Source organism: Photorhabdus laumondii subsp. laumondii, from assembly GCF_003343245.1.
GTDB lineage: Bacteria > Pseudomonadota > Gammaproteobacteria > Enterobacterales > Enterobacteriaceae > Photorhabdus > Photorhabdus laumondii.
The window spans coordinates 3,184,024-3,203,419 of the sequence record NZ_CP024901.1; the positions used below are offsets into that span (position 1 = coordinate 3,184,024).

General features: G+C 40.8%; 20 protein-coding genes and 1 pseudogene. 10 read left to right on the forward strand and 11 right to left on the reverse strand.

Annotated features, from left to right (window positions below):
* Nucleotides 1-37: 37 nt before the first annotated feature.
* The 4 genes and pseudogenes from htpX to PluTT01m_RS13815 form a co-directional block, all read right to left on the reverse strand.
* Nucleotides 38-925 carry a protease HtpX gene (gene htpX / locus PluTT01m_RS13800; protein WP_011146903.1) on the reverse strand — a complete coding sequence of 296 codons (888 nt, stop codon included), beginning with the start codon at nt 923-925 and terminating at the stop codon, nt 38-40.
* A 329-nt stretch (nt 926-1,254) separates the two neighbouring features.
* Nucleotides 1,255-3,210 (reverse strand): annotated as a pseudogene (gene prc, locus PluTT01m_RS13805) (carboxy terminal-processing peptidase); the annotation flags it as partial.
* A 115-nt stretch (nt 3,211-3,325) separates the two neighbouring features.
* Complete coding sequence (gene proQ, locus PluTT01m_RS13810; RefSeq protein WP_011146905.1) at nt 3,326-4,045, reverse strand: RNA chaperone ProQ; 720 nt, start codon at nt 4,043-4,045, stop codon at nt 3,326-3,328.
* Between the two features lie 95 nt (nt 4,046-4,140).
* Entirely contained in the window at nt 4,141-4,638 is a 498-nt protein-coding gene (locus tag PluTT01m_RS13815) for a GAF domain-containing protein (RefSeq protein ID WP_011146906.1), read from the reverse strand.
* 665 nt (nt 4,639-5,303) lie between these two features.
* Here PluTT01m_RS13815 and PluTT01m_RS13820 point away from each other — a divergent pair.
* Nucleotides 5,304-5,546: a YebV family protein gene (locus PluTT01m_RS13820; protein WP_011146907.1), complete on the forward strand. Its 243-nt coding sequence runs from the start codon at nt 5,304-5,306 to the stop codon at nt 5,544-5,546.
* Between the two features lie 351 nt (nt 5,547-5,897).
* Here the strand turns inward: PluTT01m_RS13820 and PluTT01m_RS13825 are convergent, their stop codons facing one another.
* The 4 genes from PluTT01m_RS13825 to ftnA all read right to left on the reverse strand — a co-directional run bounded on the left by PluTT01m_RS13825 (nt 5,898) and on the right by ftnA (nt 8,431).
* A complete protein-coding gene (locus PluTT01m_RS13825) occupies nt 5,898-6,239 on the reverse strand; it encodes a YebY family protein (protein WP_041380109.1) in 342 nt (113 codons plus the stop codon).
* Between the two features lie 211 nt (nt 6,240-6,450).
* Nucleotides 6,451-7,344, reverse strand: coding sequence for a copper homeostasis membrane protein CopD (gene copD, locus PluTT01m_RS13830; protein WP_011146909.1), 894 nt, complete (start codon nt 7,342-7,344; stop codon nt 6,451-6,453).
* A 2-nt stretch (nt 7,345-7,346) separates the two neighbouring features.
* Nucleotides 7,347-7,733 (reverse strand): CopC domain-containing protein YobA, encoded by a 387-nt coding sequence (gene yobA, locus PluTT01m_RS13835; RefSeq protein WP_011146910.1) that lies wholly within the window; start codon nt 7,731-7,733, stop codon nt 7,347-7,349.
* Nucleotides 7,734-7,927: 194 nt separating this feature from the next.
* Entirely contained in the window at nt 7,928-8,431 is a 504-nt protein-coding gene (ftnA, locus tag PluTT01m_RS13840) for a non-heme ferritin (RefSeq protein WP_011146911.1), read from the reverse strand.
* Between the two features lie 313 nt (nt 8,432-8,744).
* On the opposite strand from ftnA, the gene PluTT01m_RS13845 reads away from it, so the two are divergent.
* Nucleotides 8,745-8,975 carry a DNA polymerase III subunit theta gene (locus PluTT01m_RS13845; RefSeq protein ID WP_011146912.1) on the forward strand — a complete coding sequence of 77 codons (231 nt, stop codon included), beginning with the start codon at nt 8,745-8,747 and terminating at the stop codon, nt 8,973-8,975.
* A 177-nt stretch (nt 8,976-9,152) separates the two neighbouring features.
* On the opposite strand, the gene pip is transcribed toward PluTT01m_RS13845, so the two are convergent.
* The 3 genes from pip to PluTT01m_RS13860 all read right to left on the reverse strand — a co-directional run bounded on the left by pip (nt 9,153) and on the right by PluTT01m_RS13860 (nt 10,841).
* The gene (gene pip, locus PluTT01m_RS13850; RefSeq protein WP_011146913.1) at nt 9,153-10,106 is read right to left on the reverse strand and encodes a prolyl aminopeptidase; all 954 of its coding nucleotides are present in this window, start codon (nt 10,104-10,106) and stop codon (nt 9,153-9,155) included.
* Nucleotides 10,107-10,179: 73 nt separating this feature from the next.
* The gene (gene yebF, locus PluTT01m_RS13855) at nt 10,180-10,554 is read right to left on the reverse strand and encodes a protein YebF (RefSeq protein WP_011146914.1); all 375 of its coding nucleotides are present in this window, start codon (nt 10,552-10,554) and stop codon (nt 10,180-10,182) included.
* 107 nt (nt 10,555-10,661) lie between these two features.
* Nucleotides 10,662-10,841, reverse strand: a complete 180-nt coding sequence (locus PluTT01m_RS13860; RefSeq protein WP_011146915.1) for a YoaH family protein — start codon at nt 10,839-10,841, stop codon at nt 10,662-10,664.
* Nucleotides 10,842-10,980: 139 nt separating this feature from the next.
* Here PluTT01m_RS13860 and pabB point away from each other — a divergent pair, with 139 nt between their 5' ends.
* The 8 genes from pabB to mntP all read left to right on the forward strand — a co-directional run bounded on the left by pabB (nt 10,981) and on the right by mntP (nt 19,381).
* Complete coding sequence (pabB, locus tag PluTT01m_RS13865) at nt 10,981-12,351, forward strand: aminodeoxychorismate synthase component 1 (protein ID WP_011146916.1); 1,371 nt, start codon at nt 10,981-10,983, stop codon at nt 12,349-12,351.
* On the forward strand, nt 12,348-12,911 hold the full coding sequence (locus tag PluTT01m_RS13870; RefSeq protein WP_011146917.1) for a CoA pyrophosphatase: 564 nt from the start codon (nt 12,348-12,350) through the stop codon (nt 12,909-12,911). Before pabB ends, PluTT01m_RS13870 begins: the two co-directional genes overlap by 4 nt.
* A gap of 174 nt (nt 12,912-13,085) precedes the next feature.
* Nucleotides 13,086-14,450 (forward strand): L-serine ammonia-lyase, encoded by a 1,365-nt coding sequence (locus PluTT01m_RS13875; protein ID WP_011146918.1) that lies wholly within the window; start codon nt 13,086-13,088, stop codon nt 14,448-14,450.
* 622 nt (nt 14,451-15,072) lie between these two features.
* Complete coding sequence (gene manX, locus PluTT01m_RS13880) at nt 15,073-16,056, forward strand: PTS mannose transporter subunit IIAB (protein ID WP_011146919.1); 984 nt, start codon at nt 15,073-15,075, stop codon at nt 16,054-16,056.
* A gap of 58 nt (nt 16,057-16,114) precedes the next feature.
* Nucleotides 16,115-16,915, forward strand: a complete 801-nt coding sequence (locus tag PluTT01m_RS13885; protein WP_011146920.1) for a PTS mannose/fructose/sorbose transporter subunit IIC — start codon at nt 16,115-16,117, stop codon at nt 16,913-16,915.
* Nucleotides 16,916-16,928: 13 nt separating this feature from the next.
* The gene (locus PluTT01m_RS13890) at nt 16,929-17,795 is read left to right on the forward strand and encodes a PTS mannose transporter subunit IID (protein WP_011146921.1); all 867 of its coding nucleotides are present in this window, start codon (nt 16,929-16,931) and stop codon (nt 17,793-17,795) included.
* A gap of 120 nt (nt 17,796-17,915) precedes the next feature.
* Entirely contained in the window at nt 17,916-18,374 is a 459-nt protein-coding gene (locus PluTT01m_RS13895; protein WP_011146922.1) for a DUF986 family protein, read from the forward strand.
* 425 nt (nt 18,375-18,799) lie between these two features.
* A complete protein-coding gene (mntP, locus tag PluTT01m_RS13900; RefSeq protein WP_011146923.1) occupies nt 18,800-19,381 on the forward strand; it encodes a manganese efflux pump MntP in 582 nt (193 codons plus the stop codon).
* Nucleotides 19,382-19,396 lie beyond the last annotated feature (15 nt).

Consider the following 19,396-nt stretch of genomic DNA (forward strand, 5'->3'; position numbering starts at 1 on the left):
GGATTTGATTTCCCCGGCTTTTATTTGATTCACAATATTATTTATTCAGGTATTGCCCACTACGCAGTGCTTCAATACGTTTGTCCAATGGCGGGTGAGACATGAACAGCTCACTGAATGTCTTTGATTTACCATTAATACAGAACGCCATCATACCGCCTTCTTCCTGCGGTTCATAACTGGTTTTCAGACGCTGTAAAGCAGCGATCATTTTCTCACGACCGACCAACTTAGCAGAACCTGCATCTGCATGGAATTCGCGATAACGCGAGAACCACATCGTGATAATGCTCGCCAGAATACCAAATACTATTTCCAACACCATTGAAGCAACCATGTAAACAATCGGATTGCCAGAGGAGTTACTCTCTTCCTCGTCACTATTGCCAGACAGGAAACTTGATACAGCTTGAGCCAGTAGACGGGAAATAAAGATAACGAAAGTATTTACTATCCCTTGCAACAAGGTCATCGTCACCATATCACCATTAGCAATATGACTAATCTCATGAGCAATAACAGCTTCTGCTTCTGCCCTACTCATGTTATCCAATAGACCGCTGCTGACAGCAACCAGAGAAGCATTACGACGCGCTCCGGTAGCGAATGCGTTAATATCAGGCGCGGCATAAATCGCAACCTGGGGCATGGCAATATTGACTTGTTCCGCTTGACTGCGAACAGTTTCAACTAACCAATGTTCAACTTCGTTTGCTGGCTGTTCGATGACCTGACCACCCACAGAACGCAGGGCCATCCATTTGGACATCAGCAGAGAAACAAACGCCCCACCGAAACCGAACAGGCCAGCCATAATCATCAAACCTTGTACACTACTCCCCTGAATTCCTGTCAAAGAAAGTATTATCCCGAACACCAACATAACAGCGAGGTTAGTGAGGAGGAACAAAACAATTCGCATCATAAAAACCGGCTTCCTTTATTAATAAATCAATGCACTTTCAGAACTACTCTATAAATAAGGCTGTTCTTACTATATTCAAGGCTTTTAGCCTGTTAAGCGATAAAACCAACACAACTTTACAAAATCATAAAAAAACCCACATTAGCCTAACACCAATTGGTTAAACAAAACACGCTAATACCTGGTAATGCTGAGAAAATGTGAAATAATTCATCTTTCCTGAAAAGAAAAAGACTGTTCATATTACTGACAGCACAATATCGTTCACTCAAAACATCCCAAGCGAACGATATTGGACATTAATCATTAACAAGCTTTAACCCATTATTTTACTTAGATTTAGCCAACATTTTCTCAGCAGGTTGGTGCGCTAAATCAAGTGCAATCTTCACTGATTCATCAAGATAGGGATCTGGCCCCTGATAATCTTTAGGCAAATCATCCAGTGAAGTTAACGGTTTTTTACCTTCGCGTTTAAAGCGATCATTTATGCGATTCAACTTCAGAGCATCCGCTTCTTTATTTTCTTTTTCTCTTTGTGCATAGTTCAGAGAAACAATATTTTTATGCTCTTTCAGCGCCTTATAGTGAGCAATATCCTCATTGATATACTTGAATTCTGGATCAGTTGTAATGCGGATATTGTGAACAACATTCAACTGAGGAACCAATGCAGCAATAACTTTAGACCCTGTATAACGGGCAGGAGGAATGCTATCCCAAGGCAAAGCATTATCTTCGAAACTTTCGCCGGTTTCTGCCGGATCAACCCCCGTAGGCATTACGATATCAGGAGTCACCCCTTTACGCTGAGTACTACCGCCATCCACACGATAAAACTTCTGAATCGTATATTGGACAGACCCCAGTGATGGCCAATCAGGGCGCATCATTTGATCATAAATACGACTCAAAGAACGGTATTGCTGAACTGTACCTTTACCAAAAGTCGGTTCACCAACAATCAACGCTCGCCCATAATCCTGCATTGCTGCGGCAAAAATTTCAGAAGCAGAAGCACTAAAATGGTCCACCAGAACAACCAAAGGTCCTTTATAGTACACCACTTCATCAGTATCAGAATCCTGACGAACTTTCCCATTATTATCTCTAACCTGGACAACCGGGCCACTTGGCAGAAACAAGCCTGATAAAGAAACCGCCTCTGTCAGTGCACCACCACCATTGCTACGCAAATCAATGACAATAGCACTGACATGCTGTTTGGTCAGTTTTTGTAATTGAGTTTTAACATTATCAGTCAAACCAACATAAAAACCGGGGATATCAAGCACGCCCACTTTTTCCTGACCGATTGTCTTAACTGACATCTTCACAGCCCGATCTTCCAAACGGATCTGTTCGCGAGTTAAAATAACAGTACGTGGTTTTGCCCCTTTGGTATCAGAAACAACCTCAAGCCGTACTTTGCTCCCTTTAGGTCCTTTAATCAGCGCAACCACATCATCCAAACGCCAGCCAATAATATCCACCATAGACTTTCCTGACTGGGCAACGCCGATAATCTTATCACCTACGTTTAGTGCTTTGCTTTTAGCAGCAGGTCCACCAGCAACCAAAGAATTTATAACCGTGTAGTCATCATCTATTTGCAAAACAGCACCAATCCCTTCCAGGGAAAGACTCATTTCTGAGTTAAACTGTTCAGTATTGCGTGGTGAAAGATAATTGGTATGAGGATCAATTTCACGGGCAAACGCTGTCATAATCAATTGGAAAACATCTTCACTCTGGCTTTGTGTCAGACGTTTTAACGCGGATTGATAGCGTTTGGTAAGCATCTCTTTGATTTTATTGTCCTCTTTGCCGCTGAGCTTGAGGTTGAGCCAATCATATTTAACTTTAGCATCCCAAAGTTTATTTAGCTCTTCCACACTCTGTGGCCAAGGGGCTTTGGAACGATCAACATCAATTGTATCGTTACCATCAAAACTCATTGGCTGTTCAAGACGCGATAAAGCGTACTGATAACGCTCAAAGCGACGTTTCTGTAACAAATTAAACAAGTCATACGGAATTTCCAGATTCCCATTTTCCAATTCCTTGCCTAACAACTTTTTCTTATCGGCATACTGAGCAACATCTGACGCCAATAATATGTTATGGCTGTAATCCAGTATATTGAGATAGCGGTCAAATATTTTTGCCGAAAAATCACCATTTAAATCAAATTGGCGATAATGAGAACGAGTGAAGCGGGATGTTACCCGCTCGCTAACTGTTGAATGCTGAGGTTCTTGCTTCAATATAGGTAATTGTTCAATACCAACAGGAACAGCCACTGGACTGTTTGTATTTGCATAACAAGTACCAAAAATTGAAACACCTAAGACAAAAGCCAGTCTGACGAATTTGTTCATGCCCAGGTCGGCCTCCGTATCAGAACTGTAAATGTTCTGCGCGTACAATCATTGCCAAACCGGAAGGCAATTGTACCCGTACACCATCTTTGGCGACTTCAAGCACAGAAGCATCCACTGAACTTTTACCCACTCTTACTTTAATTTCCTGACCAATTTTCAGCGATGAAACATCGACAATCTGAATCGGTGCAGCTTGAATAGGTTTAGCTTGAACAGGTTTAGCAACTGGTTTACGTGCTTGCTGAGGGCGCTTTTGCGGGCGTGGTGGCTGCCGCTTTTCCCCCTCAGTATTATTAGCACGGCGACGAGGAGCGGGTTTCTTGGCTGTGGGCCGTTCATTTTTTTCACCAGCAGCCACATTTTCAGCTTCACGTTTTTTAGCTCTTTGCTCTGCACGCTGTGCCTGAACCCGTGCTTTGGCTTCAGTCAGTTGCTGGAGAGCGTGCTCAATGTGTTCCGCTTCCAATTCACCGCATGAATTACCATCAAGGTCAACACGCTGGGCACCTTCTTTCACACCATACAGGTAACGCCAACTTGATGTGTACAGACGTAAGGCGGAGCGCAGTTGTGTTTTACTTAAACACTCTTCGTCCTGAATACGTTCAACGATATCTTGAAAAATACCGATCTTTAAGGGACGAGCTTCACCTTCGGCTACGAAACAGAGCGGGAAACGCTCAGCTAAAAAAGCAATAATCTCTTTACTACTATTCAACTTAGGTTGATTTTCCATGAAATTTCCTGATTACAACGGTTTTGCCAACCAGCATAGGCATGAACTGGCGTCATTATAATAGCGTTGCTGATAAATGCCACGTTATCCATATGTTAAGTTACATTCAATTCAACATATTTCGGCACAACGCACTGTTCTAAATGAGCACAAAGCCCATCAATAAGAGCTTGTAAGCCAAATTCGTCTTTCTCGTCGAACCTATTAAAGACCGTACTATCAATATCCAATACACCGATAATTCTATCGCTTACGATCAACGGCAACACAATTTCAGCGTTACTAGCAACATCACAGGCGATATGACCAGGGAACGCATGAACATCATCAACACGCTGGATACGCTTTTCCAATACAGCCGTTCCGCATACCCCCTTGCCAACAGGTATTCTGACACAAGCAACTTTTCCTTGAAATGGGCCTAACACCAACGTATTACCATCAATCAAGTAAAAGCCAACCCAGTTAACGTCATGCAAACGTTCATACAACAATGCACTGGCATTAGCCAGCGTCGCTATTAAGTCATACTCACCAGACAACAGAGCTTTTAGGTCCCCCGTAAGCTCCCGATAGAACTCATTTTTATTCATAATTGACCTATCCGATGAAATTCACAAAACGCATCTCTATTTTTATATCAAAAAAACATCAAATGCCCATAACAATAAGGTTAACAGTCTGTCACACTGACGTAAATTTTTTACTGCCTTTAATAAGATATTCTTTAATTATATTTATTAAGTGCTTGCAAAGGCTAGTGAGATAACACTACTTCACCAAAACATTATCAGAGGTACAACCAGTATGAATATGATTCACTGTTAGTGCCTCTATGCCCTCATACAATAAAATCAAATTGAGTTCTTACACAATTATAAAGATCAATTATCTGATAGTAGTGTCGTTCATTAGCCTCTTTCATTTGAGAGTTGACTAGTGGTGTAGTAAAAAAACAAAACATTCAAACAATTTATCCATAGAATTATTGCAGTTACCACACCATCACCAACACTTTGAGTCCTTACTACCACACCAAATAAATATTTCCTACTGAATGTATAAAAGGTCAAAGAATAGCAGAGATAAAAAAAGCAATATGACAAGAGTAAGTTTTAGAACAGATCATTATAACAGCAATATCATCTACCGATTATCCAACACAGAAAATATTATTACTGGCAATCTCAGCTATTTGATCTATTCTCAATGATGGCCCCACTGGTCTTACCTGTTATCTAAAAGTTAAGGAGCGATAATGAACCAGACAAAATTAAGAATTTCCAGCTACGAAATTGATGATGCTATTCTCTCTTCACCTTCCCAAGAAGACGATATCACCATTAGTATTCCTTGTAATTCCGACCAGGAACTTTGTATGCAGTTGGATGGATGGGATGAACATACCAGTATTCCCGCCTTACTCAACGATAAACACATTCTTCTCTACCGAAAGCATTATGATAGACAAAAACATGCATGGGTTATGAGGGTGGTCTGATGTCCACAAAACTTGTGATAAAAAAAGGCCGAGTTGACTCCTCTACTCGGCCTAGGGAAAATGGCTCTTAAGAGCCGTGCGCTAAAAGTGTCATTGAGACGAAAAACAACTTACAATTTAAAGAATAGCTGACATACTTGCCTTTTACCAACTTTTTGGATAATAAATAATCAAAAACAACATCTTCCATTAAGCCAAAATAGACGCTATACCCTACGGATTTCAAGATGCATCGCGACGGCAAGAGAGTGAATCCCCGGGAGCATAGCAAACTATGTGACCGGGGTGAGCGAGCGCAGCCAACAAAGAGGCAACTTGAAAGATAACGGGTATATTGCTTACTCAATGACATTATCTCTTATCGCACAATGCTAAAGCGGCTTGTTGGAATGGCTCTATGCTCATTTTTTGAGTCGGATTTTTGCTATCAGCCAATAGAATAATATCCAAAGACTTAGCATTCACTTTCCCTACCTTCATCATATCCGTGGCTATATCATTCAATGGGTATTGCACTAACGTACTTGGATTAATCACAAACAGAGCCTTATTTGCTCGGCAATCCAACATCACCTCTTCCCGCGTAAATGCCCATTTATCACCAAATTGTAGCTTACTCACCGTTTCAATCGGTGCAGCAACATTTTGAAAAGAGAGACAAAATAAGGAAAGTAATAAAAGTAAACGTTTCATAATAGTTACCAATGTAGATATATACCTTATAGATTTCAAGCTGCATCGCGACGGCAAGGGAGCAAATCCCCGGGAGCATAGATAACTATGTAACCGGGGTGAGTGAGTGCAGCCAACAAAGAGGCAACTTGAAAGATGACGGGTATAAAAGCAAGCGAAATGGATCTTGAAATCCATAGGGTATATTGAGATAGGCGCTTAATTAAGAACATCAAATCGGCTGATAAGTAGCAAAAACAGCAACACATAATAGAACCAATGCCCCAAGAATAATTTCAACCCAACTATTGATAATCAACAATTGATAGCGGCCAGGTTGCTTCAGTTTAGGAACCAAGATATAGCGGTTAATTAATGCAAGCATCACCATACCCACCACCAATGCTATCTTCAGCCATAGCATGGATTGATATTCACTACCGCTATATTTCGGCCAGTTCGGCAGCAAAATTAAGCTGCTTATAATGCCAGTAATGATAATCAGGGTTACAGCAACGTGACCATATGTGGAAAAACGCATCATAGAGATCATAATCTGTTTATCCAACCCTATAGCCAATTCATTTTGTATCCGTAAAAATTGCAAGCATAACAAAAACGGCCATAATCCACCAAACCAGTATCCAACACTCACTAAGTGAATTACCTGATTAATCTGAGAAAAAACACCTGTTATCCCATCATGCATCACCGAATGGCCGATAAAGGCATGGCAGGAGAGTAAAACAGCAGAACTGATTAACATCAAAATATTTCTGACTTTTTGTTTACTGATAAACAAAAACCCTGTAGCAACTATTGAAACCAGTATTTGCCATTGCCAAACTTTACCAAAAGTTGTTCCCAATACTGCCAACCAGATTTCTAGATTACAAATATCCTGCCAACCATCACCCATTATTCCCGATTGAATTGCCAACCATCCAATTGTTGTTACTAATGTCACAACTGTACTGATAATTACCCCTAAACGAAGGCGCGCATCAATCAGAACAGATAAACGCTCAGGAACCAATATGGCAGTAAATATGCTAAAGCCAAACACTAACATAACTGCCACGAAATGCGTGAAGCGACAAAGAACATACAGCGCCGCTAGAGACATAATTATTTCACTGTAAAGCTATAGACACCTTTAGTCTTATGCCCATCAACAGAGACCACGCTCCAGTTAACATCATATCTCCCTGTCGTCAGTTTATCTTCGATAGGAAGAATAAGTTTTGTATTAGTTGCCGGATCAAGCTTTAACTTTCCCGTTTTAATGGGTTTATTTTCAGGACCAATCACTTTTACTTTACTAAAACTCAGCTCAATACCTTCCGAAAAGCTTAGCGTGATCACCTGAGGTGTATTTTCTACTGTAGTATCTTCTGCCGGAATTTGTTCTGTTAAATGCGCATGGGCCAAAGCTTGCTGGCAAGATATGGCAACAAAAAGGACAATTAAAGCAGATAGTTTTCGGCCAAAAGAGCGGATTGTGCTAATGGTCATCAATAACCTCTTAATTTTCAAATGAATCTCTATGAATTGTCATCATTTTATATCAAAAGAGTTATTTTATCTGCGATAACTTACAATAAGAATTTCGTCTTGTGAACTATCGCGCAAAAATAAAGGAAAACCGCAGTATTGACTTTAAATACCTAAAGTTATTGCGACTACTGCGGTGAATTAATTCCATTTCATTAGACAGGATTTGCAGCAGCCAGACCTTTCAGATCCTTATCTAATAAGAAAAGCGCTTTACCATCCTCACCAACCATATCCAGTTTATCAAGGATAGATTTAAACAATTTCTCTTCTTCATGCTGTTCTGCTACATACCATTGCAGAAAATTAAAAGTAGAATAATCCTGCGTGGTTATCGCCAAATGAGCAAGTTTATTAATTTCGGCAGTAATAAATCTCTCGTGATCATAAGTTCTATTGAGTACATGAGATATAGATTCATAATCGGCCGAAGGTGCATCAATTTGCCCCAAACGTGGCATTGTGCCTGTATCACTCAGATACTCAAACAAGCGATGCATATGCTGCATCTCTTCCTGAGAATGCGATTTAAAAAACGCAGCGGCACCTGGTAACCCTTGTTCACTACACCATGCACTCATTTGCAGATATAAATTCGCAGAATAGAACTCCAGATTCATCTGCTCATTTAATTTATTAACCACTTCTTGATTTAACATAATAGATACTCCAGTTATTAATTGAACTATATTATGCCAATTAAATGAAAATAATAAAACCAAATAATAAAAATAAATCAAAAACAGATATCACATTGAAATATAAATATATTTTTCAATAAAAAAATGAAAATGAATCTCATTTAATATATTCAAATGAAAATGAATTACATTTACAAAATAATCTTCATCAAGGAATTTTTATATTTAATGATAATGAATATTATTTATCTTTATAAAATAATCAATTCATACCTTGCCAGAAAAACCAGTCTGGATTAGCTTTATCACTTTGTAAATGAGAGAGACACTGATGAAACACAATCTGGCCGAACTTTCTACAGAGAATATGGACAAAGTGAATGTTGATTTGGCAGCTTCTGGCGTAGCCTTTAAGGAACGTTACAATATGCCAGTACTTCCTGATACAGTTGAACAAGAACAACCCGAACATCTGCGGCAATATTTTCAACAACGTTTAGTCCATTATCGCCAATTATCCAAACAACTTTCCAATTTACCCTACGAACCCAAAGGCCGCTGATCATCCAGTAAGAATTAGGTATAACCACCGGATAACCGGTGGTTATACCCGTTATCTTTCAAGTTGCCTCTTTGTTGGCTGCACTCGCTCACCCCAGTCACATAGTTCTCTATGAGCCTGGGGATTCACTCCCTTGCCGTCGCAATCCATCTTGAAATCCATTGGGTATATATCCAATTACTGAGCGGCAAACCTATCTGTTGCACTAATAAGCTGATGTAAAATACCCGGCTCATCAAATGAATGCCCTGCTCCTTCAATAATATGTAATTCCGCTTCCGGCCATGCCTGCGCCAGATCCCAGGCATTTTGCACCCGGCAAGCCATATCATACCGGCCATGAATGATAACTGCCGGAATATCCCGTATAACGTCAATATTATTCAACAGTTGCTGCTCCTCATTCATAAAACCCTCATTGATAAAATAGTGGTTCTCAATCCGAGCAAATGCCAAAGCAAACTCATCTTCCGTAAAGCACTCTACACTATTTGAAGGAAGCAATGTTACCGTCTCTCCTTCCCACAAACTCCAGAGACGCGCGGCTTCTAATTGCACCCGAAGATCATGATTAGTCAGCCGCTTATTATACGCTTTGATCACATCCTTTCGTTCTTCCTCCGATAAAATAGATACCGTTCGTTGCCACTTGTCAGGGAAGAAATTAGAAGCACCATCCTGATAATACCAGTGCAACTCTTGTGGCCTCAGTAAGAAAATTCCCCGAAGAATTAATTCAGAAACGTGTTGAGGATGAGTTTGGGCGTAAACTAAAGATAAAGTTGAACCCCACGAACCACCAAATACCAGCCATTTTTCGACTCCCATCAATTGACGTAAACGCTCAATATCTTCAACTAAATGCCAAGTGGTATTATTTTCCAAGCTGGCATGAGGTTTTGAACGCCCACAACCACGCTGATCAAATAACATGACATGATATTTCTTTGGGTCGAATAACCGACGGTGATAAGAGGCAATACCACCGCCCGGCCCACCATGAATAAATACAGCCGGCTTACCTACAGGATTACCACACAATTCCCAATAAATTTGATGACCGTCGCCTGTATCCAAATACCCCGAACGATAAGCTTCACAAGCCGGATATAATTTTTTCAATTCTGACATAACATTTCCTTTACTGGCTAACACCAAATCTGGTATCCGTCAAATGACGGGTAGAGATAACTATCAGAAAATGTTATTTCAATTCACTATAGCTAATCGTATTTTGCTGACAATCAACGACAACACGGTAATCTTTGTCACGCTTAGAACCACGAACAGTCAGCGGAATTTTTAATATCTCTTTATCGCCAGTGATATTTTCCGCCTTTACCCACACCACTGGTTTAGAAGTTCCCAATTGCTTTCTATCTTCTGACCAATGGTTAATGCGGTTTTGCAGAAAATCACGCTTTACTTGAGCGGCAATTTGCGATTTAGTTAAATTGTCACAAGAAATAAATTTATCAACACGTTTGTTCTCCGACACAGCAGATACTGTGAATGAAACAGTGAGCAAAAGTGCAACACCTGATAGGCCAACTCTGTTAATGATATGACATGTTTTCATACTACCTCCCGTTAATATCTCAAAATAAGAGATTAAATATGGAGCTAACCTAACATGTCAGGTAAAACAAATGTGTGATTATTGTTAAATAAATAATTTAATTATGTTCATTTTTCATCATCAAACACCACATTAACCTGCTCTTTTCCTCGATGCCGCTCACGAAGTTCTTGTGCAACCAACGCAATCGCTTCGCCACTGCTCATTCCTTCAACCATCAATTGCTGAATTTTTTCTACTGCTCGTTGCTGTTCCTCATGGGATAAAGCTGGCATCGCTGAAAACATGATAATAACCTCTATAAAGTGATCTATGCCGAAGAGTATAGCGATTTTTAACTCAAGTAAGGAATGGATTTCTATGTTAATCTGTAAGGATTAAAATCAAGACTCACTTTTGCATTACAACTGCTAAACCAACACAATAATGAGCATTTCACTACAAAAACGGCAATTACCCTATCAACCAGACGCTGCCATCAACTATTTTGCGCCGATTTCAAATCAGTCTTGGGCAATGCTGCTCCATTCTGGTGCTGCCAACCATCCTCATAATCGGTTCGATATTCTGGTTGCAGAACCACGGATAACACTGCTTAGTCATAATAAATCAACTGAAATAAATGAAGATGGCGATAGCTATATTACTGAGGAAGATCCCTTTTACCTGCTAAAAAGACAACTAGAAAAATTAAATATTACAGCAAAGCGTGATCCTGATTTGCCATTTCAGGGCGGTGCGCTAGGTCTATGGGGATATGATCTTGGGCGTTACCTTGAAGAGTTACCATTACAAGCCAAAAATGAGTTGTCATTTCCAGATATGGCAATCGGTATTTATGACTGGGCGCTGATTGTTGATCATCACAAAAAAGAGGTGATTTTATTCAGCTACAGTGATGTTGACACGCGCCTGAACTGGCTTACTTCTCACCAAGTTTCGCCAAAAATGGCTTTTACGTTGACCAGTGAATGGCAATCAAATATGAGTGCCAAACAATATCATGAGAAAATTAACTGCATTCATCACTATCTGTTAAGTGGTGATTGTTATCAAGTTAACCTGGCACAACGATTTTGCGCTGATTACCAAGGAGATGAATGGCAAGCATTCATAAAACTTAATGAGAACAACCGTGCACCTTTTTCCGCCTTTATTCGTTTACCGGAAAACAGCGTTATCAGCGTCTCTCCTGAACGTTTTTTACTCCTGGAGAATAAACAAATTCAAACTCGCCCGATTAAGGGAACATTACCGCGCTTAAGTGATACAGAAAAGGACGTACTGCAAGCTGTAAAACTGGCCGCCTCGAAAAAAGACCAGGCTGAAAATTTGATGATCGTCGATTTATTGCGTAATGATATTGGCCGGGTAGCCACACCGGGGTCAGTTAAAGTTCCTGAATTGTTTTTAGTTGAACAATTCCCTGCCGTTCATCATCTGGTTAGCACAATCACCGCAACACTGCCAAATGAACAACATGCTACGGATTTATTACGCGCCTGCTTTCCCGGTGGTTCTATTACCGGAGCGCCTAAAATCAGAGCAATGGAAATAATAGAAGAGCTTGAACCTCACCGCCGACATGGATATTGTGGTTCAATTGGCTATATTAGTTTCTGTGGCACAATGGACAGCAATATCACCATACGTACCCTCTTAACTGAGAAAGAAAAAATATATTGCTGGGCCGGTGGCGGAATCGTTGCCGACAGCACTGCTGAAAAAGAGTATCAGGAAACATTTGATAAGTTGAATCGTATCTTACCGCAACTAGGGAAAATAAAAGTAATATGATATCACTGTCTGATTTCGTTAACAGATTTCAGTTACAACTTCCACCACCACCTAAACGGCTTTCAGATAACAACCGCCATGCTGCGGTGTTATTACCAATCATCTGCAAACCGAAGCCAACGTTATTATTGACCCGACGCTCAGCCACTTTACGATCACATGCCGGTCAAGTCGCCTTTCCAGGGGGCGTTGCTGATCCTAAAGATAAATCAATAATCGCGACAGCACTACGGGAAGCGGAAGAAGAAGTTAACATACCTCATCAGAAAGTTCAGGTTCTGGGACAACTCGCCCCTTTAAATAGCAGCGGCGGCTATCTGGTAACGCCTATTGTCGGATTATTGCCCCCCGGATTATCCCTCCACAGCAACCCGGCAGAAGTTGCCAAAATATTCGAAGTTCCTCTATCTGAAGCACTTTCACTTTCGAGTTATCATTATCTTGATGTTAGTCGCCGTGGTCAGCAGCATCGTGTCTATTTTTACTGGTATCAGCAGCATCTCATTTGGGGATTAACAGCGACAATAATTCATCAATTAGCTCAACAAGTTCAGGTTTGATCCAAATCATTTAAGGATAACAAATTTGTATTTTTTTTACCCATCTTTATCGCTGTTGCTATCATAATTCAAAAAAACCTGTAAACTCCCTTATCAACACTACTAAATCACAGTAAAGTAGCGTACCTCAATATATATAACTATATCATTTCTATCTTTTTTAAGGAGTCTAGCGTGATTAGCGTTTTCGACATGTTTAAGGTCGGTATTGGCCCATCTAGCTCTCATACGGTTGGCCCGATGAAAGCCGGCAAACAGTTTGTCGACGATCTGGTAAACCAGGGATTAATGCCTTCTATCACGCGTGTAGCCGTCGATGTTTACGGCTCACTCTCATTAACCGGCAAGGGTCATCATACGGATATCGCCATTATCATGGGTCTGGCAGGTAATTTACCCGCCACCGTTGATATTGATTCGATCCCCGGTTTTATTCGTGATGTAGAGCAAACACAGCGTATTAAACTAGCCAACGGTTTACATGAAGTCGATTTCCCACGTGATAGCGGCATGGTTTTCCGAAGTGATAATCTGTCATTACATGAAAACGGCATGCAAATTCACGCATTCGCGGGGGACAAAAAAGTTTATAGCAAAACCTACTACTCGATTGGTGGTGGTTTTATTGTTGATGAAGAGCACTTTGGTAAACCCTCTCAGGATACCAAACCGGTTTCATATCCATTCAATTCAGCAAAAGAATTACTGATGAATTGTAATAAAACCGGGTTATCTATTTCCGGTTTAATGATGAAAAACGAACTGGATCTCCACAGCAAAGAAGAAATTAATGCCTATTTTGCCGATGTCTGGGATACCATGCAGGCTTGTATTGAACGTGGTTTGAACACCGAAGGGATTTTACCTGGCCCACTGCGTGTACCACGCCGGGCAGCGGCATTACATCGTATGCTGACCTCATCAAACAATTTGTCTAATGATCCAATGAATGTCGTGGATTTGGTGAATATGTTTGCCTTGGCAGTCAATGAAGAAAATGCTGCGGGTGGGCGTGTTGTTACCGCACCAACCAACGGCGCTTGTGGCATTGTTCCTGCCGTACTCGCTTATTACAACCATTGTATTGAACCTGTAACACCAGAGCTCTATATCCGCTATTTCCTGGCTTCTGGCGCTATTGGCATCCTATATAAAATGAATGCATCGATATCTGGCGCTGAAGTGGGTTGCCAAGGGGAAGTAGGTGTTGCCTGCTCAATGGCCGCTGCCGGCCTTGCTGAACTGCTCGGTGGCAGCGCTGAACAGGTCTGTATTGCGGCTGAAATCGGTATGGAACATAACCTCGGCCTTACCTGTGACCCGGTGGCAGGCCAAGTACAAGTACCTTGTATTGAACGAAATGCCATTGCTTCAGTAAAAGCAATCAATGCTGCACGCATGGCTTTGCGCCGTACCAGCGAACCGCGCGTTTCTCTCGATAAAGTTATTGAAACCATGTACGAAACAGGCAAAGACATGAACGCCAAATATCGTGAAACATCCCGCGGTGGGTTAGCAATTAAGGTTCAGTGTGATTAATCAAATAAATAACCTGTTTTTTAATCAGTAAATGCTTCTGCAATGAAAATATCCCAACCCTATGGTTGGGATATTTTTTGACCAAAACTTAAAATGATCATCTTTTGATCTAAAAAGATGAATATTTTTTCAATTTTAAATTAATAAGATGCTACCGATGGCAGAATAAATATCTAACAATAAGCAAATTACAGATAATTATAAATTAATTTTGCAATTTTTAGCTTATTAAATTGTTTTGTGGTTAACATTTTTATCTATTTCATTTTTTCTGACTGACAGCAATTTTCCTCTGGTATTTCTAATGTTAATCTAACAGCCGATTTTTTCAGTCAATAAGAGATAAAGTCTAAATCAAGTCAAATATTTAGGTATCATATTGATAAAAGGTCATTATTCGTACAAATAAGATTTTTATTGGAGGGATGATTCATCAAATTTATTGCAGTAACTGTGTAATAATCCTGCGTTTATACCCTATGGGTTTCAAGATGGATCGCGACGGCAAGGGAGCGAATCCCCGGGAGTATAGATAATTATGTGACCGGGGTGAGTGAGTGCAGCCAACAAAGAGGCAACTTGAAAGATAACGGGTATATATTGTTAATAGAGGGGAAAACAGGTGAGTATAGCCATTATGATTGGCACACACGGAGCTGCGGCTGAGCAACTGCTTCATACCGCAGAGATGTTAATTGGAGAGCAAGAAAATGTCTCTTACATTGACTTCGTTCCTGGTGAAAATGCCGATACCTTATTTGAAAAATACAACAGTAAACTGGAAACGCTTAATACAGAGCAAGGTGTACTGTTTCTTGTCGATACATGGGGAGGAAGTCCATTCAATGCGGCTAGCCGTATCGCCGTAGATAAAGAGAATTATGAGATCATCACCGGAGTTAACGTTCCAATGTTAGTTGAAACCTTTATGTGTCGAGATGATGACCCATCTCTGGCAGAACTGGTTTCCGTTGCTCTGGAAACCGGGAAAGAAGGCATCCGGGCCCTGAAAACAGAAGAACCTCAAATAGCTGAACCCGCCAAGCCCGTGGCATCCGTTGCGGCACCTTCATTTGCACCATCAGCCGGTGGTCATATGAAAATTGCACTGGCTCGAATTGACGACCGCCTCATTCATGGTCAGGTTGCTACTCGTTGGACAAAAGAAACCAATGTCAAACGGATCATTGTCGTCAGCGATGAAGTTGCTGCTGATACTGTCCGTACCACCTTGCTAAAACAAGTTGCTCCACCGGGGCTCAGTGCTCACGTTGTTGATGTTGCAAAATGTGTTCGCGTTTATAACAACCCGAAATATGCCAATGAGCGTGTCATGTTGCTGTTTACAAACCCAACAGATGTTTTGCGTTTAGTCGAAGACGGTGTCGATATCACTTCTGTCAACATTGGTGGAATGGCTTTCCGTCAAGGAAAAACGCAAGTTAACAACGCAATATCCGTTGATGAAACCGATATTGCAGCCTTCAAAAAACTAAATGAACGAGGCATTGAACTTGAAGCCCGCAAGGTTGCCAGTGACAGCCGCTTACAAATGATGGATCTACTCCAGAAGGTTAAAAACGAAAATCAGATCAGAGCAATTTAACTATTACTCAACGACAAAAATTTCTTACCAAATTTAATTTGGTTACAGGAGACAAACAATGGAAATTACCGTTGTTCAAATTGCATTGATATTCATCGTAGCTTGTATAGCCGGAATGGATTCCATTCTTGATGAATTTCAATTCCACCGCCCACTCGTGGCTTGTACCTTAATCGGGATCATTCTTGGTGACATGACAACCGGTATCATTATCGGCGGTACACTAGAGATGATCGCTCTTGGCTGGATGAATATCGGTGCTGCAATTGCCCCGGATGCGGCCTTAGCATCAATCATCTCAACGATTTTGGTCATCGCGGGTGGTCGTGATATTGGTGAAGGTATCGCTTTGGCCATTCCACTGGCAGCAGCGGGGCAAGTGCTGACTATCATTGTACGTACCATCACAGTCGCCTTTCAGCATGCTGCTGACAACGCGGCAGAACGTGGCAGCCTGCGTGCGATTAGCTTTATCCATCTATCCGCATTACTGCTCCAGGCTATGCGTATCGCCATCCCTGCCCTGATCGTTGCACTATCGGTTGGCACCAACGAAGTCCAGCAGTTACTTGCTTCTATTCCAAAAGTGGTAACCGATGGCTTGAATATCGCTGGGGGAATGATCGTCGTTGTGGGTTACGCCATGGTTATCAACATGATGCGTGCCGGTTACCTAATGCCCTTCTTCTATCTCGGTTTCGTCACAGCAGCATTCACTGATTTTAACCTGGTTGCATTAGGCATTATTGGTATTGTTATGGCCGTGCTGTACATCCAGCTAAGCCCTAAATATAACAAATCTCAGGTAGCGGCTGCCCCTGGACACACCAATAACGACCTTGATAACGAATTAGATTAAAAGGATGAGCAACATGTTAGATACAACAAAAACGACTGCTCAGACAGCAGGCCAGAAAAAACTGACACCCAGTGATATCCGTGGTGTATTTCTCCGTTCTAATGTGTTTCAAGGTTCATGGAACTTTGAACGTATGCAGGCTTTGGGTTTCTGTTTCTCTATGGTGCCAGCTCTTCGTCGTTTGTATCCAGAAAATACCGATGAGCGTAAACAGGCACTCAAACGCCACCTTGAATTCTTTAACACTCACCCTTACGTCGTCGCACCTGTACTGGGTGTCACCCTGGCAATGGAGGAACAGCGTGCTAATGGCGCAACGATCGATGATGGTGCGATTAACGGTATCAAAGTCGGTCTGATGGGGCCATTGGCCGGTGTTGGTGACCCTATTTTCTGGGGGACAGTCCGCCCAGTATTTGCTGCTTTGGGTGCGGGCTTGGCAATGAGCGGTAGCTGGCTTGGGCCTGTCTTATTCTTCTTCTTATTCAACCTAGTACGCCTGTTGGTTCTTTATTCAGGTATCTCTTATGGTTATAAGAAAGGGATCAATATCGTTCAGGATATGGGTGGTGGCTTCCTGCAAAAAATGACCGAAGGAGCATCAATCCTTGGTCTATTTGTTATGGGGGCGTTAGTTAATAAATGGACGAAAGTCAATATCCCGCTGGTTGTATCAGAAATTCCTAACCAACAGACAGGTGAAAAGACAATAACCACGGTTCAAAATATCCTCGATCAATTGATGCCAGGCTTGGTACCACTTTTACTGACATTTGCTTGTATGTGGTTATTACGACATAAAGTCAATGCGCTGTGGATCATTATTGGCTTCTTTATTCTGGGGATTATTGGTGCCAGATTTGGTTTCCTTGGTCTCTAGTACAATGATCTTTTAGTACAATGATCTTTTAGTACAATGGTCTTTTAGTACAATATCATTCGGGGAGGCACTCCTCCCCATATTTTCTTTTTTATAACAATGCAGGGATAGGGATAAGGAATGAACCTTAATGATATAGCATTAACTGGTTTAATCGTACTCATGCTAGCTTTTGCTGTTTATGATGAATTCGTGGTGAATTTTCTAAAAGGGAAAACTCACTTACAAATAAAGCTAAAAAGAAAACATAAAATTGATGCACTCATCTTTATTATCCTGATACTTATTGTTGTTTATAATAATATTACTGTTTATGGTAGCCGTTTAACCACATATTTATTGCTGTTTACTATCTTGGTGACTATTTATATTGCCTATATACGTTCGCCTAAATTATTTTTTAAAAATAACGGTTTCTTCTATGCAAATACCTTTATTTCCTATAGCCGGATAAAAACCATGAATTTATCTGAAGATGGCATTCTGGTTATTGGTTTAGAAAACAAGAAATTATATATATCAGTAAGCCAAATTGATGATTTAGAAAGAATTTATAAATTTCTCATCGAAAACAGATAGATAAGAAAAAATAATAAATAAAAAAATAGACAATAAACAGTCAGCCTTACGCTGACTTTTATTTTCCCCATAAAACAGATAATGATAATTATTATCAATATCATACCTTAACCCTAAAAATAATATTATTTTCCCTTTTTGAATTATTGTGCTATCTTTTAAATTGTCATGGGGAGTAGCCTGTTTCAGAGAAACGATTTAGTTAATTTTTCTGAAAAGCCCGTATCAACACGCTCGTTACAAAATAAACGTGGTGCGGGTAACCTTATTGCTATCTTAACAGGCATTATTGTTGCTAAAAATAGCAAATGAAATAGTCTAATGAGATAGCTATTAATTCGGTTGGCAAGACCATTGCATATAGCACCATCATTGGTTGGGGGTGGGTTATATGTATATGGAAACACCCAACCGAGGCTATATTAATGAATATGTACGCAACCCTCATCCTAGCTTTAGCACTTTCAATGGATGCCTTTGCTGCTTCAATTTGTAAAGGGGCCGCACTACATAGACCGCATTTTCGTGAAGCAATCCGTACCGGTTTAATATTTGGTTTGGCAGAAGCCTGTACCCCATTGATTGGCTGGTCTCTAGGGCTTTATGCCAGCCAATATATTATAGAGTGGGATCACTGGGTTGCTTTCACTCTGTTATTCATTCTGGGTTGTAGAATGATTACAGAGAGTTTCAAAACAAAGCAGGAAAAAAAGTGTGAGTCACCCTGCCGCCATAATTCAATTGTGTTGATAACAACAGCCATTGCCACCAGCCTGGATGCAATGGCAATTGGTATTGGGTTAGCGTTCCTTGAAGTCAATATCGTACATACTGCGATGGCTATCGGAATGATGACAATGATTATGGCAACATTGGGTATGTTAATTGGCCGTTATATTGGCCCACGGTTAGGCAAACGCGCTGAACTTATTGGTGGGCTGATTCTAATTGCAATTGGCTTCAATATCTTGTTTGAACATCTAGAATTATTTATGTACGCAAAATAACGCCGCCAGCCCAAA